The organism is Gilvimarinus sp. 1_MG-2023, from assembly GCF_030548285.1.
In genome coordinates, this window is sequence record NZ_JAUOSC010000001.1 from 304093 (window position 1) to 318995 (window position 14903).

Sequence of the window (14903 nt, forward strand, 5' to 3'; positions counted from 1 at the left end):
GCGGCGTTCAATTTAATCGTACGGGGCAATATGCCCACCGTGCAGAGTCTCTCAGTAAGCTACCCCACTCGTTCAGTTTTAAACGGCTCTTGCTAAGCCCGTAAAGCGAATGGAACACTAGTGCCTATTGCCCAACCTGATTGTATTGGCTGTAAAGCGGCTCTAAGGTGTCTTGCCAGACGCGTTCATTGACGACGCCGATATGGCGATAGCGAACAATGCCTTGCTTGTCTACTAGGTAGGTTTCGGGGGCGCCAGTGACGCCTAGCTCTAGCCCCAGTTTGCCGTCTTGATCGTAGAGGCTATAAAGGTAGGGGTCGTGTAATTCTCGCAACCACTTCTGTGCGGCTTGGCGATCATCTTTATAGTTCACGCCAACAATGTTGATACCCTCTTCAGACAGAGAGTTTAAGTATGGGTGCTCTGCTTTGCAGGCAAAGCACCAAGTGGCCCATACATTGAGCAAGGACACCTGTCCTGTTAAATCCTTGTGACTGGCACTGTGTTGCTCATTGGCAACCAAAGGTAAAGAGTACTCGGGCACCGGATTGCCGACCAGTGCCGAGGGCATTGCAGTTGGGTCAATGGATAATCCAACATAAAATAGAGGCAGCAGAATTAATACAATTAATAACGGTAAAAATAATTTAAGCCGCCCCATTACTGTGCCCCCGATATTGCTGTTGCGTTTGCTGGTGATTTTTCATCCGCCGTTCGAACTCTTTTGCGGTATCGTTTATCGATAACCGCGAGCATGCCACCTACTGCCATCAATAAAGCGCCGAGCCAAATCCAGCGCACAAAAGCATTGTAGTGAATCCGCATGGGACGGGTGTTGGGCGATATGTTTTCCGCCTCGCCTACGGCGATGTATATATCGCGCAAGAACCCAGGGGCAATAGCCACCTCGGTCATGATTTGCCCGCTGGCTAAATAGCGCCTTTTTTGTGGCTTAAACTCGCGTATCACCCGGCCATTTTTTCGCATAACGACGCGTGCTTCATCGGCAATATAATTAGGGCCTCGTACTTTATCTAACGATTCCAGCGTAAATTCGCGCTCCGCCACTACCACAGGTTGGCCAATACTCATGCGTACTTTTTGCTCATCGCTGTACTGGGTGGTATAGCCTACCCCTAATACGGTAAAGGCAATGCCAGTGTGGGCGATGATCATGCCCCAATAACTTAGACTGTGTTGTTTTAGCCCTTTACTAAAACCCGCTTTATGGCTTGATTTAACCAGCAAATCGGTCCAGGTAGTGCTCAGCACCCAAACACCGACAAAGCTTACGGCAACGGCAATAGTTGTGTACTTGCCTAACAATAAAGGCACTAAAGCAGCCGCGCTTAGCGAAATGATAATCGGCACTTTTATGTTGCGGCGAATGCTGTCGCCGGAGCTGCGCTTCCAGCGGCTAAAAGGTGCAATGCCCATCAGCAAACACACCATGGTGATAAACGGGGTGAAGGTTAAATTAAAGTACGGGGCCCCTACCGAGTATTTACCTAGCTTCATGGCATCGGCAATGAGTGGAAACAGCGTGCCAAATAAAACGGTGAGCATGCTGATCATTAATAAAATATTGTTGGCCAGCAATAATGCCTCGCGCGAGAACAGGTTAAAACCCGGGCGGGATTTAACCACCGGCGCACGCAAGGCAAACAACAATAGAGACCCACCGACTACAACGCCCAAAAAGCCGAGAACAAACAAACCGCGATCCGGGTCGTTGGCAAAAGCATGTATCGAATTGAGCACCCCTGAACGCACCAGAAAGGTTCCCAGTAAGCTTAAAGAAAAAGCAAAAATGGCTAATAAAATCGTCCAACTTTTGAAAAGACCGCGTTTTTCAGTAACCGCCAGCGAGTGGATTAAAGCGGTGCCGACCAGCCAAGGCATAAAGGCGGCGTTTTCGACGGGGTCCCAAAACCACCAGCCGCCCCAACCCAACTCGTAATAAGCCCACCAACTGCCAAGCGCTAAGCCCAACGTTAAAAACGCCCACGCGGTGGTGGCCCAGGGTCGCGACCAGCGTGCCCAGGCAGTATCGAGCTTACCGGTTAGTAGTGCCGCAATTGCGAAAGCAAAGACAGTACTAAAACCGACATAGCCCATATAAAGTAATGGCGGATGAAAAATTAGCCCCGGGTCTTGCAGTAGCGGGTTGAGGTCAGAACCCTCCAAAGGCGCCATGGGCAAAATACGATCAAATGGATTCGAGGTGAGCAAAATAAATAAGGCAAACCCCGTGGCCACAAAACCCATTACGGCCAAAACCCGAGCCTGCATATCCAATGGCAGAGATCGGCTGAGCATGGCTATGGCAAATGTCCAGCCCGAAAGCATAAACATCCAAAGCAATAAAGAGCCCTCGTGGCCGCCCCATATAGCGCTGATTTTATAGTAAACAGGCATTAATGAGTTGGAGTGACCGGCAATATAAGAGACCGAAAAATCATCGTGCAAAAAAGCATAACCCAAGCAGACCAGCGCAATGCTGACCATTATAAACTGCCCGGTCGCCAGTGAACGGCCACTGTACATTAAGGTGGTGTTTGCGGTATAGGCGCCCCATAAAGGCAAAACAAACAGTACCGCGCTTAGGCCCAAAGCAATAATGAGCGCAAAGTGTCCTAACTCAGGAACCATAATTGGCCTCCTCGCAGCTCGCTTGATGCTGTTCGCCGTTATTCATCGCTTCGGCTACTTCTGGTGGCATATAAGTTTCATCGTGTTTGGCCAGCACTTGGTCGGCGTAGAAAACATTGTTATTGGACCAGGTGCCGTTTACGACAGCCGCTTCACCCTCGGCAAATAAATCGGGCAGTATTCCGTCATAAGCCACCTTAAGCCGGCCAGTACCATCAACCAAAGCAAATTTGACCAACAGAGAATCTGAGTCACGCACCACGGAGCCAGGCTCAACGCAGCCGCCCGCGCGCACCCTCACCTCTCGCGGTACTTCATTGGCACTGAATTTAGCCGGAGGGTAAAACAAATTAATATTCTCACTCAGCGCGTAGACCAGTAAGCCAATGGCCAACGAGGATAACGCCACAATGGCAAGCACGATGATTAAACGCTGCTTACGAACCGGATGCATATTGATACCTAAGTTTGGTTTTCTTGCTGGTGCTGGGACAGTTGCGCTGCGAGCACTGCTTGCTGCTGGCGTAACTTCTGAAGTTGGCGTTTGCGCAGCCATAAAGGGTGCACAATAAGCGCTGTTAATAAAACCAAGGCAATCGCGGTACAGCTCCACACATAAATGCCGTGTCCGCTCATGTGAATAAAATCTGCCAGTGAGTCAAATTTAAAGCTTGGCATGAGCACCCCCTTGGTTTTTGCCGGGCAATTGAGATAAGTCTTTTACCCATTGAGTGCGCGCTTCCCGCACAAGAATTTCATGGCGGGTATATAAAATAAGGGCCAATGAAAACACACAATAATAGGCCACAACACAGATGAGCAAGGGGTACAACATGCTGGCGTGAATGCTGCTTTCACCGGTAAATTTAATACTGGCCGGTTGGTGTAAGCTGTACCACCAATCGACGGATTTATAAATAATAGGAACATTGACCGTACCGACTAATGCTAACAGAGCACAAGCTTTATCGCCGGCATCGCGAGAAGGATAAATAGAGCCCAGCAATATAATGCCCAAATACAAAAACAGCAGTATCAGCATAAAAATATTGCGGGCATCCCACTCCCAGAAGGTGCCCCAGGTGGGATGCCCCCACAGCGAGCCGGTGATTAGTGTCAGTGCCGTTAAAACCGCGCCTATGGGGGCGGCTGATTTCATAACCATAAAAGGCAGTTTCATTCGCCATATAAGGCCAACAGCGCCGGCAACAGCCATTACGTAATAGCCGGCTAAGGCAACTACGGCGGCAGGCATATGAATAAAAATGATTCGATAACTATCGCCCTGCTTGGCATCGATGGGGGCAAATGCCAAGCCCCACACCAAGCCCGTTGCTAACAGGGCCAGGGTAAGTGGCATTAACCAAATTAACCAGCGACTGGATTTGTCGTAAAACCAGCGAGGGGATCCGAGCCTGTGAAACCATTGCCAAGCCAAAAGCATTCCTCCAACTCTTAGGCACCTATAATGTTAAAGGTGTTTTCTTATTGATTGGTTGATATTTTAAGTGCCCCGGCAATGGCCGGTGGCATAACAATTAACGCTATCGCTAAACCCGCAATTAAAAGCGCCAATTCGCGGTCAAAACCAAAACCGGCAACCGCACTCGATACGGCGCTAGAGCCAATAATCAAAACAGGCAAATAGAGCGGCATAATAATTAGAGTCATCACCAACCCTCCGCTGCGTAAACAGACAGTTAATGCGGCCCCTAGGGCGCCAACCAATGTCAAAATTGCCGTGCCGGGTAAGAGTGTTAGCAGTAAAGCCCAGTAGCCATCAGCCGGAAGCGATAGCATTAATCCCAACATCGGTGCCATTAGAGTCAGTGGCAAGCCGGTACTCAACCAATAAGCGAGCACTTTGTATAAAACGATTAAATACAGGGGCTGGCTGGATAATTGAAACTGTGCCAGTGAGCCGTCTTCAAAATCGGTACGAAATAATGCATCAAGCGACAATAACGTGGCGAGCATGGCCATAATCCAGAGCATACCTGGGGCTACGGTTCCCAACAGCTGCTTGGAGGTCCCAATCGCCAACGGCAGCATGGTAATACCAATCAAATAAAAGATCACGGGGTTGACGATATCGCTGCGGTGGCGCCAAATAAGACGCATATCACGACTTAATATCGCACTCGCACTCGCACTCGCACCGGCCCCGGTATTAGCTTCGTTCAACTCAGCCATGGGCGATATGCTCCTCAAGGCTTGGCTGGTAGCGCGACAAATCCAAGCTTTGCAGGTGTTCCAGCTCCACCGGCTGATGGGAGGTCAAAACTACGATGCCCCCGCGCTCGGTATGCTGCTGTAGCCTCAGGGCCAGCTTTGCCACGCCGGCTTTATCAATACTGGTAAAGGGCTCATCAAGCACCCACAACGATGCTTGGGTCAAATACAGTTGGCTCAAGGCCACACGGCGCCTTTGGCCAGCTGATAACTGGTGGCAATGTGTATCGGCATAAGCAAGTAAGTCGACCTCAATCAGGGCTTGCTGGATCGACGTATATGACGGTACTGGGTGCAGTGAGCGCAGCCACTGGATATTTTCAGTAACGGTAAGATGACCCTTGACCGGCGTTTGATGCCCCAGAAAGAACAAAGATTGCTTAAATAATTGGGGGTTTAAGCTGATGTCTTGTGCTTGCCAGAGAATCTGACCCGTGGCGGGTTGTCTTAGGCCACAGAGGGTGTGTAATAAAGTGGTTTTGCCCGCGCCGTTAAAGCCTACCACTTGTAACAAGGTGCCAGATTTACACTCATAGCTGAGATTGTTGAACAAAATTCGTTCATCTCGCTCACAGCTGATATTATTAAAGGACAAACTGGCTAGCAAAACTGGCTTCCGTTGTTAGGAGTGATCTTTCGGGCATTAGTGCTCAACTTCGCTGGGCAACGGCCGACTATACCTATAACTGCGCGCTGATTATATAGCCCTTTGCGGCAAAAGTTTACCTAGGGCTGTACTCTCCAGTATAAAGATCTATTTTGAGAGTCTATCAGGATTCATATGCCGATTGATTTTACCCAGTTGCACACCCCTGCCTCCGCGAATACGGCGGCCACTACGACCAGCACGGCTCGTTTGTTGTCCAACCTGTCATTGCGTGTTGGGCAACCGGTAGCCGCTGAGGTGACGGGGGTCCGTGTGTTGACCGGGGCCGAAAAGCAGCTAATGCAAGCTCAGGCAAGTTCAACTGGGGCCAGGCCAAGCAGTAACGCACTCAATGCCATTAAGCCGGAGTTGGCGACTAGCCTGTTGCAGCAATCCTCCCTCAAATTGGTCAATGTCAAAATCCAAGCTCAACAGGTCGCGCTGTTGAGCGCCTTGCCCTTAGCAAAGGGGGATAGCGTTTGGGTGAATCGAGTTAACCCACAGAAATTGGAGATAATGAGTGAAAATGGCAAGCCGGTAATGGTTAATCCTCAATCGGCGGGCCCCAAGCAAGGCTCAACCACCGCTACAGCTTCGGTTTTGGGGCAAATGAGTCGTCCCGAGGTGGCCGCGGTACAACAAACCTTACGGGAAATTCTACCCAGGCTGCAGGGCGTAAGCCTTGAGCAGCAAAGCCAAAGCTTGCAGTTGCTCAGTAAATTGTTGCCCCACAATAAGCTGGCCAATGCGATTAACGAATCTTTAAAGGCGTTAGACAAACAAGCGGTGCCCATTGAAGTGCTTAGGACTGCCCCACAGAACATAGCTGGTGTGGCTATTAAGCAGGCAGTTAACAATAGCGGTACTTTTTTTGAGGCCAATCTAATGAAGCTGTTGACTGGTGCTCAGGGTAAATCCACCGAGCTTCTGCTCAACACGGATCGCAAAGCCATTTTGCTTAATTTGGCGCGGCTTACGGGTGCTAATAACCTAGCAGCCTCCACTCAGGCGGGCTCTATCGCGCAAGGCGCGGCCTCTCAGAGTACAAGCTCTGAATCTGCCAGTACGCACAGTCTGGCACAAATCATCAAATCCTTAATGACTCCCAGTTCGACGAGCGCGGCCTCTACACCGGCCTCCAATGTGAATTCCAGCAACAATGCTGCATCACCGTTAACCGGTCATGCAGCACAAATGGCAAAAGCCAACTTATTAGAGGTAAACCGACTGCTGCCCAGTCTTTCGCAAGCGTTTTTGTCGGGAGTAACCGCAGCACCACAAAGCGCCGAGGCCGCAAGTTTACAAACGCAGCTTATGTTGTTGACCCATCAGTTGAGCTTAAATAGCCTGGCGAAAATTCGCGGCCAACAGTTAGGAGCGGATCCGGTCAATCCCAAATCGGCCGAATCAGTCGGCAGTAGCCAGCAATTTGCTGTTGATTTGCCCGTGCGCTGGGGCGAGCAGACTCAACATGCCAGAATAAGTTTTGAGCCGGAACGTGATAACGTCAACGATAAAACGTCCACTCAAGCCCATGCTTGGTTAGTAAAGCTGCATATTAACACCGAAGCTGTGGGCGATATTTACGTGCATATACGCTACTGTAATGAGCAGCTAGGTTTAGGGTTTTGGGCGCAAGATGCATCGGTTTTACAAGAGGCCAAAGCCAAACTTGAGACGATTCGCCAGGCCATGCAATCGGCGGGACTCGCTATTACGCAGGTCAATTATTTTCAAGGTAAACCGGCAGGCAATAGTAATGAGCTGAGTTATAACCTGGTGGATGTTAAAACATGAATCGCAATGACGATAATGCCGAATTACTGCAAGCGGTTGCCTTGTATTACGACGGTGAGAAATCCCCCATACTCAGCGCTAAAGGTCGTGGCGATGTGGCGCAACAAATCATCGATATTGCCAACGAACATGAAGTGCCCCTGTGTGACAACAAATCCTTAGTGGATTTTCTGGTGACATTGGAGCTGGGTGAGGAAATACCAGAAAAACTCTATGTGGCAGTCGCTTATATAATTGCCTTTGCCTACGACCTTAAAGGCGTTGTTCCGGGTCAGCGTAACGATAGCGAATAATCACGTCTTGATCACCCCCTGCGCTGTCGGACAAGTTGGAGCGCCCGCGGTATTCCGTCAGGCGCTGCTGTTGATCAAAGCCGAGTGTAATCGAGTCGACAAACATTGCGAGAAATCGATTGCTCAGTGCCATTTCAAAGCAATGGTTTGCCTGCATTCGCGCTGGGCACTTTATCTGCCGTGCGGCTAAACGAGCGTTAGTTGCTCGGTTGGGCAGTGCAAAGAAAAAGTCGATGCTCTGCCCTGCCTGCAATGCCGACCAATTGTTTCGAACAACGGCGGTAAAGCCGGCATCCACTACTTGATTCTTTTTACGCTCAAGCGTGGCTCGTTCAGATTGCGGGCCAGATTTCAGATACAACTCAACATTAGATGCGTTGACTTCTACCCGTTTGCTAATCTGATGTCGCTGATCTTCAAAAATAAAACTTGGTGTTAAGCGCCCCGTTGCGTAATCGAGAACTTTTTCTGCAATTAACTGCTCCGAGTGGTTGGTATAGAACACCTGCACCTGATTGTCTGTCAGGAAGTAGTAGTCTTCGCGGTAAAGCCACGGCGCTTGAGTGTCGCTATTATCTGACATGGTATAGGCAAAACCACTGATCGCCGGAATTTTTTCATCGGCTTCAGCAGTACTGATGTTCAATGTTGTCAGAACCATTAGAAGCAGTAAGGTGGTACCTGCCCAACCGAGCAGCTTAAGCAGTGGATCTGTGTTAATCAGTGGTTGCAATTTGACCATAAGGTTTACGTTTCGACCTGAACAAAATTTTTCATTAACGAGTAATGCAACGGCAAAATGAATAGCCATGCAAATGCGATTATTAGACTTCCCCATCCATCCAATATTCCCCACTGGGCACCACTTAATTTAACCCCGGCACTATAAGCTACGGCTCCGCCCACAGCGCCTAACAGTGAAGCTAAAATTTTATTTCGATAGATAAAATGTAAACTATGGTTCAGTGTTAAGCCCAGCAACACCCAGATCGCCGATAGCCACGGCGGTGGTAAGAAGCTATCGCCAATGACCAGTACACCAGTTAACAACAGCGCTACATCGTGCAGATAACCGATAGCGAACAACGGTAAAACGGCGCAGTAATCGAATCTTCGTGTGGTGCTATAATAAAAATGCAGTGTTCCGGCGAAAATTACATAAGCAATGGCTGCGCGACTACCAAGCATCACTGCTATTGCCCAGCCAACCTGAAACATCAGAAAGTTGGCGAAAATAAAGAGTCTACGACAGCCTGTTAACATCAGAAACGGTACTCAGGGCCGGCAAATACATATTGTCCAGTACCAATAGTGCGCTCCATAAAGCCGCCCTCGCAGTAGCATAAATAGTAATCCCACATACGAATAAAGCGCTCATCGAAACCTAGTTCGCGCACGGCAGCCATTTTCTGCCAAAATCTTTGCCGCCATAATCGCAATGTTTGTGCGTAGTGGCTGCCAATTTCATCAAATCCGATAAGGTTTAGAGCCGTATGTCGTGTGACTAATTCGGTTATTTTTTGAGTCGATGGCAAGCCGCCACCTGGGAAGATATAACGCTGAATAAAATCCACACTATTTTTCGCCAACTCGTAACGCTGATCGGCAATCGTAATCGCTTGAATCAGCATCAGTCCGTCGGGCTTGAGTAGATGGCCACATTGACGAAAGTAACCGGCGTAATGTTCGTGACCCACCGCCTCAATCATTTCAATAGAAACTAGCTTGTCAAACGTGCCCTCAAGGTCGCGGTAGTCTTGCTGTAAAACGGTTACCTTATCTTGCAGGCCCTGCGCTACTACCCGCTCAACTGCCCAATCGTGCTGTTCTTTCGATATTGTTGTGGTGGTAACACGACAGCCGTACTGACTGGCAGCGTAGGCGGCTAAGCCACCCCAGCCGGTGCCAATTTCGAGCAGGTGATCACTGGGCTTTAATTGCAATTTTTCACACACCACTTGCAGTTTGTACTGCGCGGCCTCATCCAATGAGCTGTCGATATTGGGAAATATAGCCGACGAATACATCATTGAATGGTCGAGAAACAGTGAGAAGAATTCGTTACTTAAATCATAGTGGGCACTGATGTTGCGTCTAGCCCCCTCTTTTGAGTTTCGATTAAAATAGCTGAATACTGATAGCGCCGCTTTACTCCACCAGGATTGCGATTGATCCATAGCATCCAGTGTGGATAAGTTAAGTACAAAAATGCGTACCACACGGGTCAAGTCCGGCGAAGACCAATAGCCCGACATATAGGCCTCCCCCGAGCCCACCGAGCCGGCAAAAGCGACATCCCGATAGGCTGCTTGGTCGTGTACATAGATGTCGGCCACAAGTTCAGCTTCATCGGAACTTTGACCGTACTCGATACACTGCCCTGTATCGTGAATGCGCAGACAGCCGATTTTAAGCTTGCCAAGTTGAGCCAGTACCAGTTTTTTGGCAATTCTATGGTTTTTGTTAAAAACCTTGGCTCGATGTCCTGAGAGTTCGTTAATGCCTCTGTGGGCGCTTGCGTTGGTCACGATCGGTCTCCTCGACGCAGTTACTTATTTGTCTACAGGTTGGTGGTCGTAAATGGGGGCCTTCTTCCACCAAAGCTTTATAGCTTGCCAATAAATTAACAGCGGCACTTTAATTGTGTTGAAGGGAGTACGAATTAACGCGCGATTCAGATGCGCAGAGCTCCAGCTTTTTTTCTGTAAACTTAAGGTTGCATCCATATGTTTTATATCGCTTTGCCAATTTTCCATATGGATATCGATACTTTGCCCCGGCTCATTGGACTGCCAACGATAATCCATTGTCAGCGGATTAAAGGGCGATACATGAAAGCGTTTTGCGAAGTGGTATTGATAAGGGGACACTTGATCGGTGGTATTAACCACATAGCGATGTCGCTCCTTCCAAGGGGTATTGTTGACCTCGGCTACAATGCCGACTAATTCCTCGGTATCAAACACGTAATAAAAACTAACGGGGTTAAAGCAGAACCCCCACTGGCGAATATTGCTCAATAAATAGACTTTAGGTGAATTCACCGTGCACAGAAGTGCTTTTTCGACTTCGCTGACGGCGATAGATTTTAAGTCTTGATGATGCGGTGCCATATAATCGGAGCGGCGAAACTGCGCCAGGCTCCAGTGCCGGCAAGAAAACCAGCGCGACTGCGCCATTAATTGATCTATCTCATCCAAATTGAGTAAAAATAGCGTTATTGAATAACTAAATTCATGCACTACCGGATAAAAGCGCCGGTGGCGTACGATACCGGTATAGACCGCGCTGTCGGGAAGTGTCACGGTGTTACGCCCAACTGTTGAGCCACCTTTAGCGCCGACACAACACCGTCCTCGTGAAAACCATTGCGCCAGTAGGCACCACAATAATATATTCGGTCGGCTCCCGAGACTTGCTGCCATTGCTGCTGCGCGGCGATCGACTCTCGAGTAAAAACCGGGTGGTGGTACTGGTACTCACCGAGCACTTTGCGGGTATCGAGTCGATCACCCGGATTCACACTGACACAAAATGTTTCAGGGGCGCGAATATTTTGCAAGATATTCATATTATAGGTCAGCAACGTTTGTGTATCGGTATCGCTTTCGAGCTTATAGTTCCAACTGGCCCAGGCGGCTTTCTGGGTGGGTAAAATGGTGTTGTCCGTATGCAACACAACCTGATTGGGTTTATAAGTTATCGCTCCCAAAACTGTTTTCTCGGCAGCGCTGGGGCTATGTAACAGGCCCAGGGCTTCGTCACTGTGGCAAGCCATCACGACGGCATCGAAGCTTTTTACCGAGTTGTCGTCAAAATGAATATCTACGCCCGCCTCCGCTCGTTGCACAGCGCGAATACGTGCATCGGTGGTGATTTGATTGACGAAGGGAGCGATTAAGGGCGCTAGGTATTGGTTTGAGCCGCCGCGCACTGTTTTCCATTGCGGTTGATCAAATATACTCAGCAATCCATGGTTATGAAAGAAGCGAACAAAGAATGCCAGAGGCATTTGCTCCGCAATGGCAGTACCCGAGGACCAGATAGCCGACACCATGGGCAATATATAATAAGCCACCAACTCTTTGGAGAAACTTTCCTGACGTAAAAATTCACCCAGTGTCCTACGATCGGACAACGGCAATCGTTGGTAGAGACTCGAGCACAAGTTATTAAAGCGCACAATATCGCGCAACAAGCGCCAATGTGCACGTTTAAATATATTTTTCCGCTGAGCAAAAAGACCGGCAATAGACGTACCGGCGTATTCATAACCGGTGTGCTGACAGCTGACGCTAAAGCCCATTTCGGTGTTCTGCCCTTCTACACCCAACTGGTTTAACAGTCTTATAAAATTAGGGTAGGTTCTGTCATTGTAGACAATAAATCCAGTATCGATGCTGTAGTCGCCAGAGTCGACACTGACTTTTTTGGTGGCCGTATGACCGCCAATTTCGCTATTTTTCTCAAACACAGAGACGTGATATTTTTGGCTAAGTAAAAACGCGCTGTACAGACCACTTATGCCGCTGCCAATAACCGCTATATGTTGTTTTGCATCGCTCATTCTTTAGGGACCATTTTTTGTAAAAATTTAACCTGTAAAGGCAGAGGCAAACGGGCGATTAAGCGCATCGACAAGGCTAACTGCCATGGGAAACGATAGTTGTACTTGCGCTGCTCAATGGCTTTCAGTACATGTTGTGCGGCCACCTCCGGCTCCATTAAAAATGGCATCGAAAAATCATTGCGATCGGTCAAAGGCGTTTTGACAAACCCTGGCTGTATCAAGGTAACATCCACCCCGAACCGGTAAAGGTCGGCTCGCAGCGAATTAAGCATATAGGCAAACCCCGCTTTACTGGCACCATAGGCCTCAGACCGAGGTAAAGGTAGCTCAGTCACTAAGCTAGAAATACCGACAATATGCGGCCGCTTCTCGGACTTAAGCAACTTGGGAATAACAACCTCTAAAATATTCGCGTTGCCTTGCAGGTTGACGTTAATTACCCGGGCAAAACTGGCGGCGTCGAATTGGCTGGCTTCAATATATTCACAGGTGCCGGCGTTGAGAATCACCGAATCGAATGCCGCAATATTACTTAGCGCCTGGCACACAGAGTCTAGCTGAGTAATATCGGTGGCAATCGCCGTTAAATGCTCTGGGTACTGTGCCTGTAAATCGGCAACGGCGGCTGTATTGCGGGCCAGTACAACCACCCTACACTGCTTGTCTAACAACAGTTTTAATGTTTGCAGACCAATGCCTTGGGTGCCGCCGGTTAAGAGCACTTTGCGCCCAGCTAATGGATTAGTGTTCATGGGACTCCTTGGCGTATTGCTCTTTGCAGGCTTTAAACACAGCAATAGCCTCTTTGCGGGTGGCTTTTACGTCAACCATGGGTGCCGGGTAGCCATTTATCGGACCGGGTTTGTGAATATTCTTGCCTTTTACGGCCGCAAGTTCAGGTAACCACTGACGAATAAAGTGGCCCTGTGGATCATAGCGCTCCGACTGAGTCAGCGGATTCATAATGCGAAAATACGGTGCGGCATCGGTGCCGGTCGAGGCACTCCACTGCCAGCCCCCGTTGTTAGCACTGAAATCGCCATCAATGAGCTGTGACATAAAATAAGCCTCGCCCTTACGCCAATCGATTAGCAAATTTTTGCTAAGAAACATGGCCACAATCATGCGCAGACGATTATGCATCCAACCGGTTTGGTTCAGCTGCCGCATAGCGGCGTCGATAATGGGGATGCCAGTCTCGCCCTGGCACCAGCGCTGAAAATCGGTTTCGTTTTGACGCCAGGGAATACATTCAGTATAGGCCTGCAGCGGTCGATGCATACTCACCTTGGGATAAATAGCGGCGATATGCATATAAAATTCACGCCAAATCAGTTCGTTAATCCAGGTGTGGGCGCCCACATTCTCACTCACTCCGACCGCGTGGCGGCAGGCGATATAACATTGCTTGGGGCTTAACAACCCAACCGACAAATACGGAGACAGTTTCGAGGTAGCTTGCAGTGCGGGATAATCTCGTTCTTCGTCATAATCGGCCAGATGTTGTTCTATAAAATCTTGCAGCGCATCCAGAGCAGAGTGTTCATCGGCTTGCCAAAGTACGGGCTGACAATCGGCGCCAGCGCGGGAAAATAAACGGTTGATAGTGTCGCTAGGCGCTGCAACTGCCTGAATTTTGCGCTTGGGGGCGGAGTAGATTTGAAATTGCGAGGCATCTGCCAGCTTGCGCCAAGCACGGGCAAAGGGAGTGAACACCTTGTAATGGTCACCGGCCTGAGTTTTAAGTGCGCCGGGGGGGATAAGGCAGCGATCGTGATAGGCGTTAAAGGTAATTCCTTGCTCTTCACACAGAGCTTTACAGTCTTGATCTCGGCGTCTTTCATCGAGCGGGTATTCACGATTGCAAAACACGACGCGCGCGCCGACGTGGCTGCAGACATCAACTACACGCTGAGCGATATCGGCCTTTTTCTCCACATATTCGGTGCGTAGCTCTATCCCTTGCTTGGCCAAACCCTGTGCTAGGTTAAGCAGAGCTTCTTGCATAAAGCGCAGCCGTTTGGCGCCAATAGGATGGGTATCGATGTACTCTTGACAGAGAATAAACAACGCCGACACAGGGGCGTCGTCAGTGCCAGTCGTTTTATCGTCAAGACAGTGATGCAACGCCGGGTTGTCGATCAGTCGTAAATCGTTGCGAAACCAGATAAGCCGGTTCATTTGCTTGCCAAGCGCTTTTTAATGCTGCGTATCAAGCGGCCCAGTAACGGAATGTTTTCGTACAGCATCTCCCCCAGGTCGTAGTAATCGCGATGGTAGTAGATCTTATCGCTGTAACGAAGGTGAGAGCAGCCTGCCAAACTGGTAGCCACACCGCTGTTAAGCTTGGGGTGGGAAAAGCGCATTTGCCAAAATAAGACCGCGCTGGATTCGCCCTGCGGGCAGTAATCATTAATAACGGATTGAAAATCAAACTGACAGCTGGTTAAATTTTCTGCCAAGTTGGCAAAGTATAATCGTAGGTCCTCTTTCCCGTCGAATCTTTCGACGGGGTCGATAAAGCAGATGTCATCATTGTAGAGCGAGAGTATATCCGCAAGACTGGATTTATCGAAGGTTTGGTAATGCGCTTTTAGCGTATCAATTAATAGATGTTTCTCATCTTGCACTATCACCATGATTTGACCTCTGTCCCGTTGATTGCTTTTCGGCCACTTATTATCTAAGTTCATCCTTAATACGTCTTACAATT

The 14903-nt window shown here is 49.1% G+C and carries 17 protein-coding genes; 2 read left to right on the top strand and 15 right to left on the bottom strand.

Annotated elements, in window-relative coordinates; translation table 11 throughout:
- Positions 1-124 precede the first annotated feature (124 nt).
- From Q4563_RS01285 to ccmA, 7 genes are read right to left on the bottom strand one after another with little or no spacing between them, the layout of a single operon-like run.
- Positions 125-661, bottom strand: a complete 537-nt coding sequence (locus Q4563_RS01285; protein WP_303603347.1) for a DsbE family thiol:disulfide interchange protein — start codon at positions 659-661, stop codon at positions 125-127.
- Positions 661-2652 carry a heme lyase CcmF/NrfE family subunit gene (locus Q4563_RS01290; RefSeq protein WP_303603348.1) on the bottom strand — a complete coding sequence of 664 codons (1992 nt, stop codon included), beginning with the start codon at positions 2650-2652 and terminating at the stop codon, positions 661-663. Before Q4563_RS01290 ends, Q4563_RS01285 begins: the two co-directional genes overlap by 1 nt.
- Positions 2642-3106 carry a cytochrome c maturation protein CcmE gene (ccmE, locus tag Q4563_RS01295; protein ID WP_215977448.1) on the bottom strand — a complete coding sequence of 155 codons (465 nt, stop codon included), beginning with the start codon at positions 3104-3106 and terminating at the stop codon, positions 2642-2644. Before ccmE ends, Q4563_RS01290 begins: the two co-directional genes overlap by 11 nt.
- 8 nt (positions 3107-3114) lie before the next feature.
- Positions 3115-3330, bottom strand: coding sequence for a heme exporter protein CcmD (gene ccmD, locus Q4563_RS01300; protein ID WP_303603349.1), 216 nt, complete (start codon positions 3328-3330; stop codon positions 3115-3117).
- Positions 3317-4090: a heme ABC transporter permease CcmC gene (ccmC, locus tag Q4563_RS01305; protein WP_215977772.1), complete on the bottom strand. Its 774-nt coding sequence runs from the start codon at positions 4088-4090 to the stop codon at positions 3317-3319. Before ccmC ends, ccmD begins: the two co-directional genes overlap by 14 nt.
- Positions 4091-4137: 47 nt before the next feature.
- Positions 4138-4845 carry a heme exporter protein CcmB gene (ccmB, locus tag Q4563_RS01310; RefSeq protein WP_303603350.1) on the bottom strand — a complete coding sequence of 236 codons (708 nt, stop codon included), beginning with the start codon at positions 4843-4845 and terminating at the stop codon, positions 4138-4140.
- Positions 4838-5491: a cytochrome c biogenesis heme-transporting ATPase CcmA gene (gene ccmA, locus Q4563_RS01315; protein ID WP_303603351.1), complete on the bottom strand. Its 654-nt coding sequence runs from the start codon at positions 5489-5491 to the stop codon at positions 4838-4840. The genes ccmB and ccmA overlap by 8 nt, the downstream gene beginning before the upstream one ends.
- A 174-nt stretch (positions 5492-5665) precedes the next feature.
- On the opposite strand from ccmA, the gene Q4563_RS01320 reads away from it, so the two are divergent.
- Together Q4563_RS01320 and Q4563_RS01325 are read left to right on the top strand one after the other, a co-directional pair.
- A complete protein-coding gene (locus Q4563_RS01320) occupies positions 5666-7327 on the top strand; it encodes a flagellar hook-length control protein FliK (RefSeq protein WP_303603352.1) in 1662 nt (553 codons plus the stop codon).
- On the top strand, positions 7324-7620 hold the full coding sequence (locus Q4563_RS01325; RefSeq protein WP_215977453.1) for an EscU/YscU/HrcU family type III secretion system export apparatus switch protein: 297 nt from the start codon (positions 7324-7326) through the stop codon (positions 7618-7620). The genes Q4563_RS01320 and Q4563_RS01325 overlap by 4 nt, the downstream gene beginning before the upstream one ends.
- On the opposite strand, the gene Q4563_RS01330 is transcribed toward Q4563_RS01325, so the two are convergent.
- From Q4563_RS01330 to Q4563_RS01365, 8 genes are read right to left on the bottom strand one after another with little or no spacing between them, the layout of a single operon-like run.
- Positions 7580-8362 carry a hypothetical protein gene (locus Q4563_RS01330; RefSeq protein ID WP_303603353.1) on the bottom strand — a complete coding sequence of 261 codons (783 nt, stop codon included), beginning with the start codon at positions 8360-8362 and terminating at the stop codon, positions 7580-7582. The two genes, Q4563_RS01325 and Q4563_RS01330, sit on opposite strands and share 41 nt — an antisense overlap.
- 5 nt (positions 8363-8367) lie before the next feature.
- The gene (locus Q4563_RS01335) at positions 8368-8883 is read right to left on the bottom strand and encodes a DUF2878 domain-containing protein (RefSeq protein ID WP_303603354.1); all 516 of its coding nucleotides are present in this window, start codon (positions 8881-8883) and stop codon (positions 8368-8370) included.
- Positions 8883-10148, bottom strand: coding sequence for an SAM-dependent methyltransferase (locus Q4563_RS01340; RefSeq protein WP_303603355.1), 1266 nt, complete (start codon positions 10146-10148; stop codon positions 8883-8885). The genes Q4563_RS01335 and Q4563_RS01340 overlap by 1 nt, the downstream gene beginning before the upstream one ends.
- A 24-nt stretch (positions 10149-10172) precedes the next feature.
- Positions 10173-10925, bottom strand: coding sequence for a DUF1365 domain-containing protein (locus Q4563_RS01345; protein ID WP_303603356.1), 753 nt, complete (start codon positions 10923-10925; stop codon positions 10173-10175).
- Positions 10922-12187, bottom strand: coding sequence for an NAD(P)/FAD-dependent oxidoreductase (locus tag Q4563_RS01350; RefSeq protein WP_303603357.1), 1266 nt, complete (start codon positions 12185-12187; stop codon positions 10922-10924). The genes Q4563_RS01345 and Q4563_RS01350 overlap by 4 nt, the downstream gene beginning before the upstream one ends.
- On the bottom strand, positions 12184-12942 hold the full coding sequence (locus Q4563_RS01355; RefSeq protein ID WP_303603358.1) for an SDR family NAD(P)-dependent oxidoreductase: 759 nt from the start codon (positions 12940-12942) through the stop codon (positions 12184-12186). Before Q4563_RS01355 ends, Q4563_RS01350 begins: the two co-directional genes overlap by 4 nt.
- On the bottom strand, positions 12932-14371 hold the full coding sequence (gene phrB / locus Q4563_RS01360) for a deoxyribodipyrimidine photo-lyase (RefSeq protein ID WP_303603359.1): 1440 nt from the start codon (positions 14369-14371) through the stop codon (positions 12932-12934). Before phrB ends, Q4563_RS01355 begins: the two co-directional genes overlap by 11 nt.
- A complete protein-coding gene (locus Q4563_RS01365; RefSeq protein WP_303603360.1) occupies positions 14368-14829 on the bottom strand; it encodes a nuclear transport factor 2 family protein in 462 nt (153 codons plus the stop codon). The genes phrB and Q4563_RS01365 overlap by 4 nt, the downstream gene beginning before the upstream one ends.
- Between the last annotated feature and the right edge of the window lie 74 nt (positions 14830-14903).

Coding starts and splice junctions, on each gene's coding strand:
- Q4563_RS01335 (WP_303603354.1), bottom strand. CDS start 8,883: ATGTTAACAGGCTGTCGTAGACTCTTTATTTTCGCCAACTTTCTGATG.
- ccmE (WP_215977448.1), bottom strand. CDS start 3,106: ATGCATCCGGTTCGTAAGCAGCGTTTAATCATCGTGCTTGCCATTGTG.
- ccmD (WP_303603349.1), bottom strand. CDS start 3,330: ATGCCAAGCTTTAAATTTGACTCACTGGCAGATTTTATTCACATGAGC.
- Q4563_RS01290 (WP_303603348.1), bottom strand. CDS start 2,652: ATGGTTCCTGAGTTAGGACACTTTGCGCTCATTATTGCTTTGGGCCTA.
- Q4563_RS01350 (WP_303603357.1), bottom strand. CDS start 12,187: ATGAGCGATGCAAAACAACATATAGCGGTTATTGGCAGCGGCATAAGT.
- Q4563_RS01285 (WP_303603347.1), bottom strand. CDS start 661: ATGGGGCGGCTTAAATTATTTTTACCGTTATTAATTGTATTAATTCTG.
- Q4563_RS01365 (WP_303603360.1), bottom strand. CDS start 14,829: ATGGTGATAGTGCAAGATGAGAAACATCTATTAATTGATACGCTAAAA.
- Q4563_RS01330 (WP_303603353.1), bottom strand. CDS start 8,362: ATGGTCAAATTGCAACCACTGATTAACACAGATCCACTGCTTAAGCTG.
- Q4563_RS01320 (WP_303603352.1), top strand. CDS start 5,666: ATGCCGATTGATTTTACCCAGTTGCACACCCCTGCCTCCGCGAATACG.
- ccmB (WP_303603350.1), bottom strand. CDS start 4,845: ATGGCTGAGTTGAACGAAGCTAATACCGGGGCCGGTGCGAGTGCGAGT.
- Q4563_RS01325 (WP_215977453.1), top strand. CDS start 7,324: ATGAATCGCAATGACGATAATGCCGAATTACTGCAAGCGGTTGCCTTG.
- phrB (WP_303603359.1), bottom strand. CDS start 14,371: ATGAACCGGCTTATCTGGTTTCGCAACGATTTACGACTGATCGACAAC.
- Q4563_RS01355 (WP_303603358.1), bottom strand. CDS start 12,942: ATGAACACTAATCCATTAGCTGGGCGCAAAGTGCTCTTAACCGGCGGC.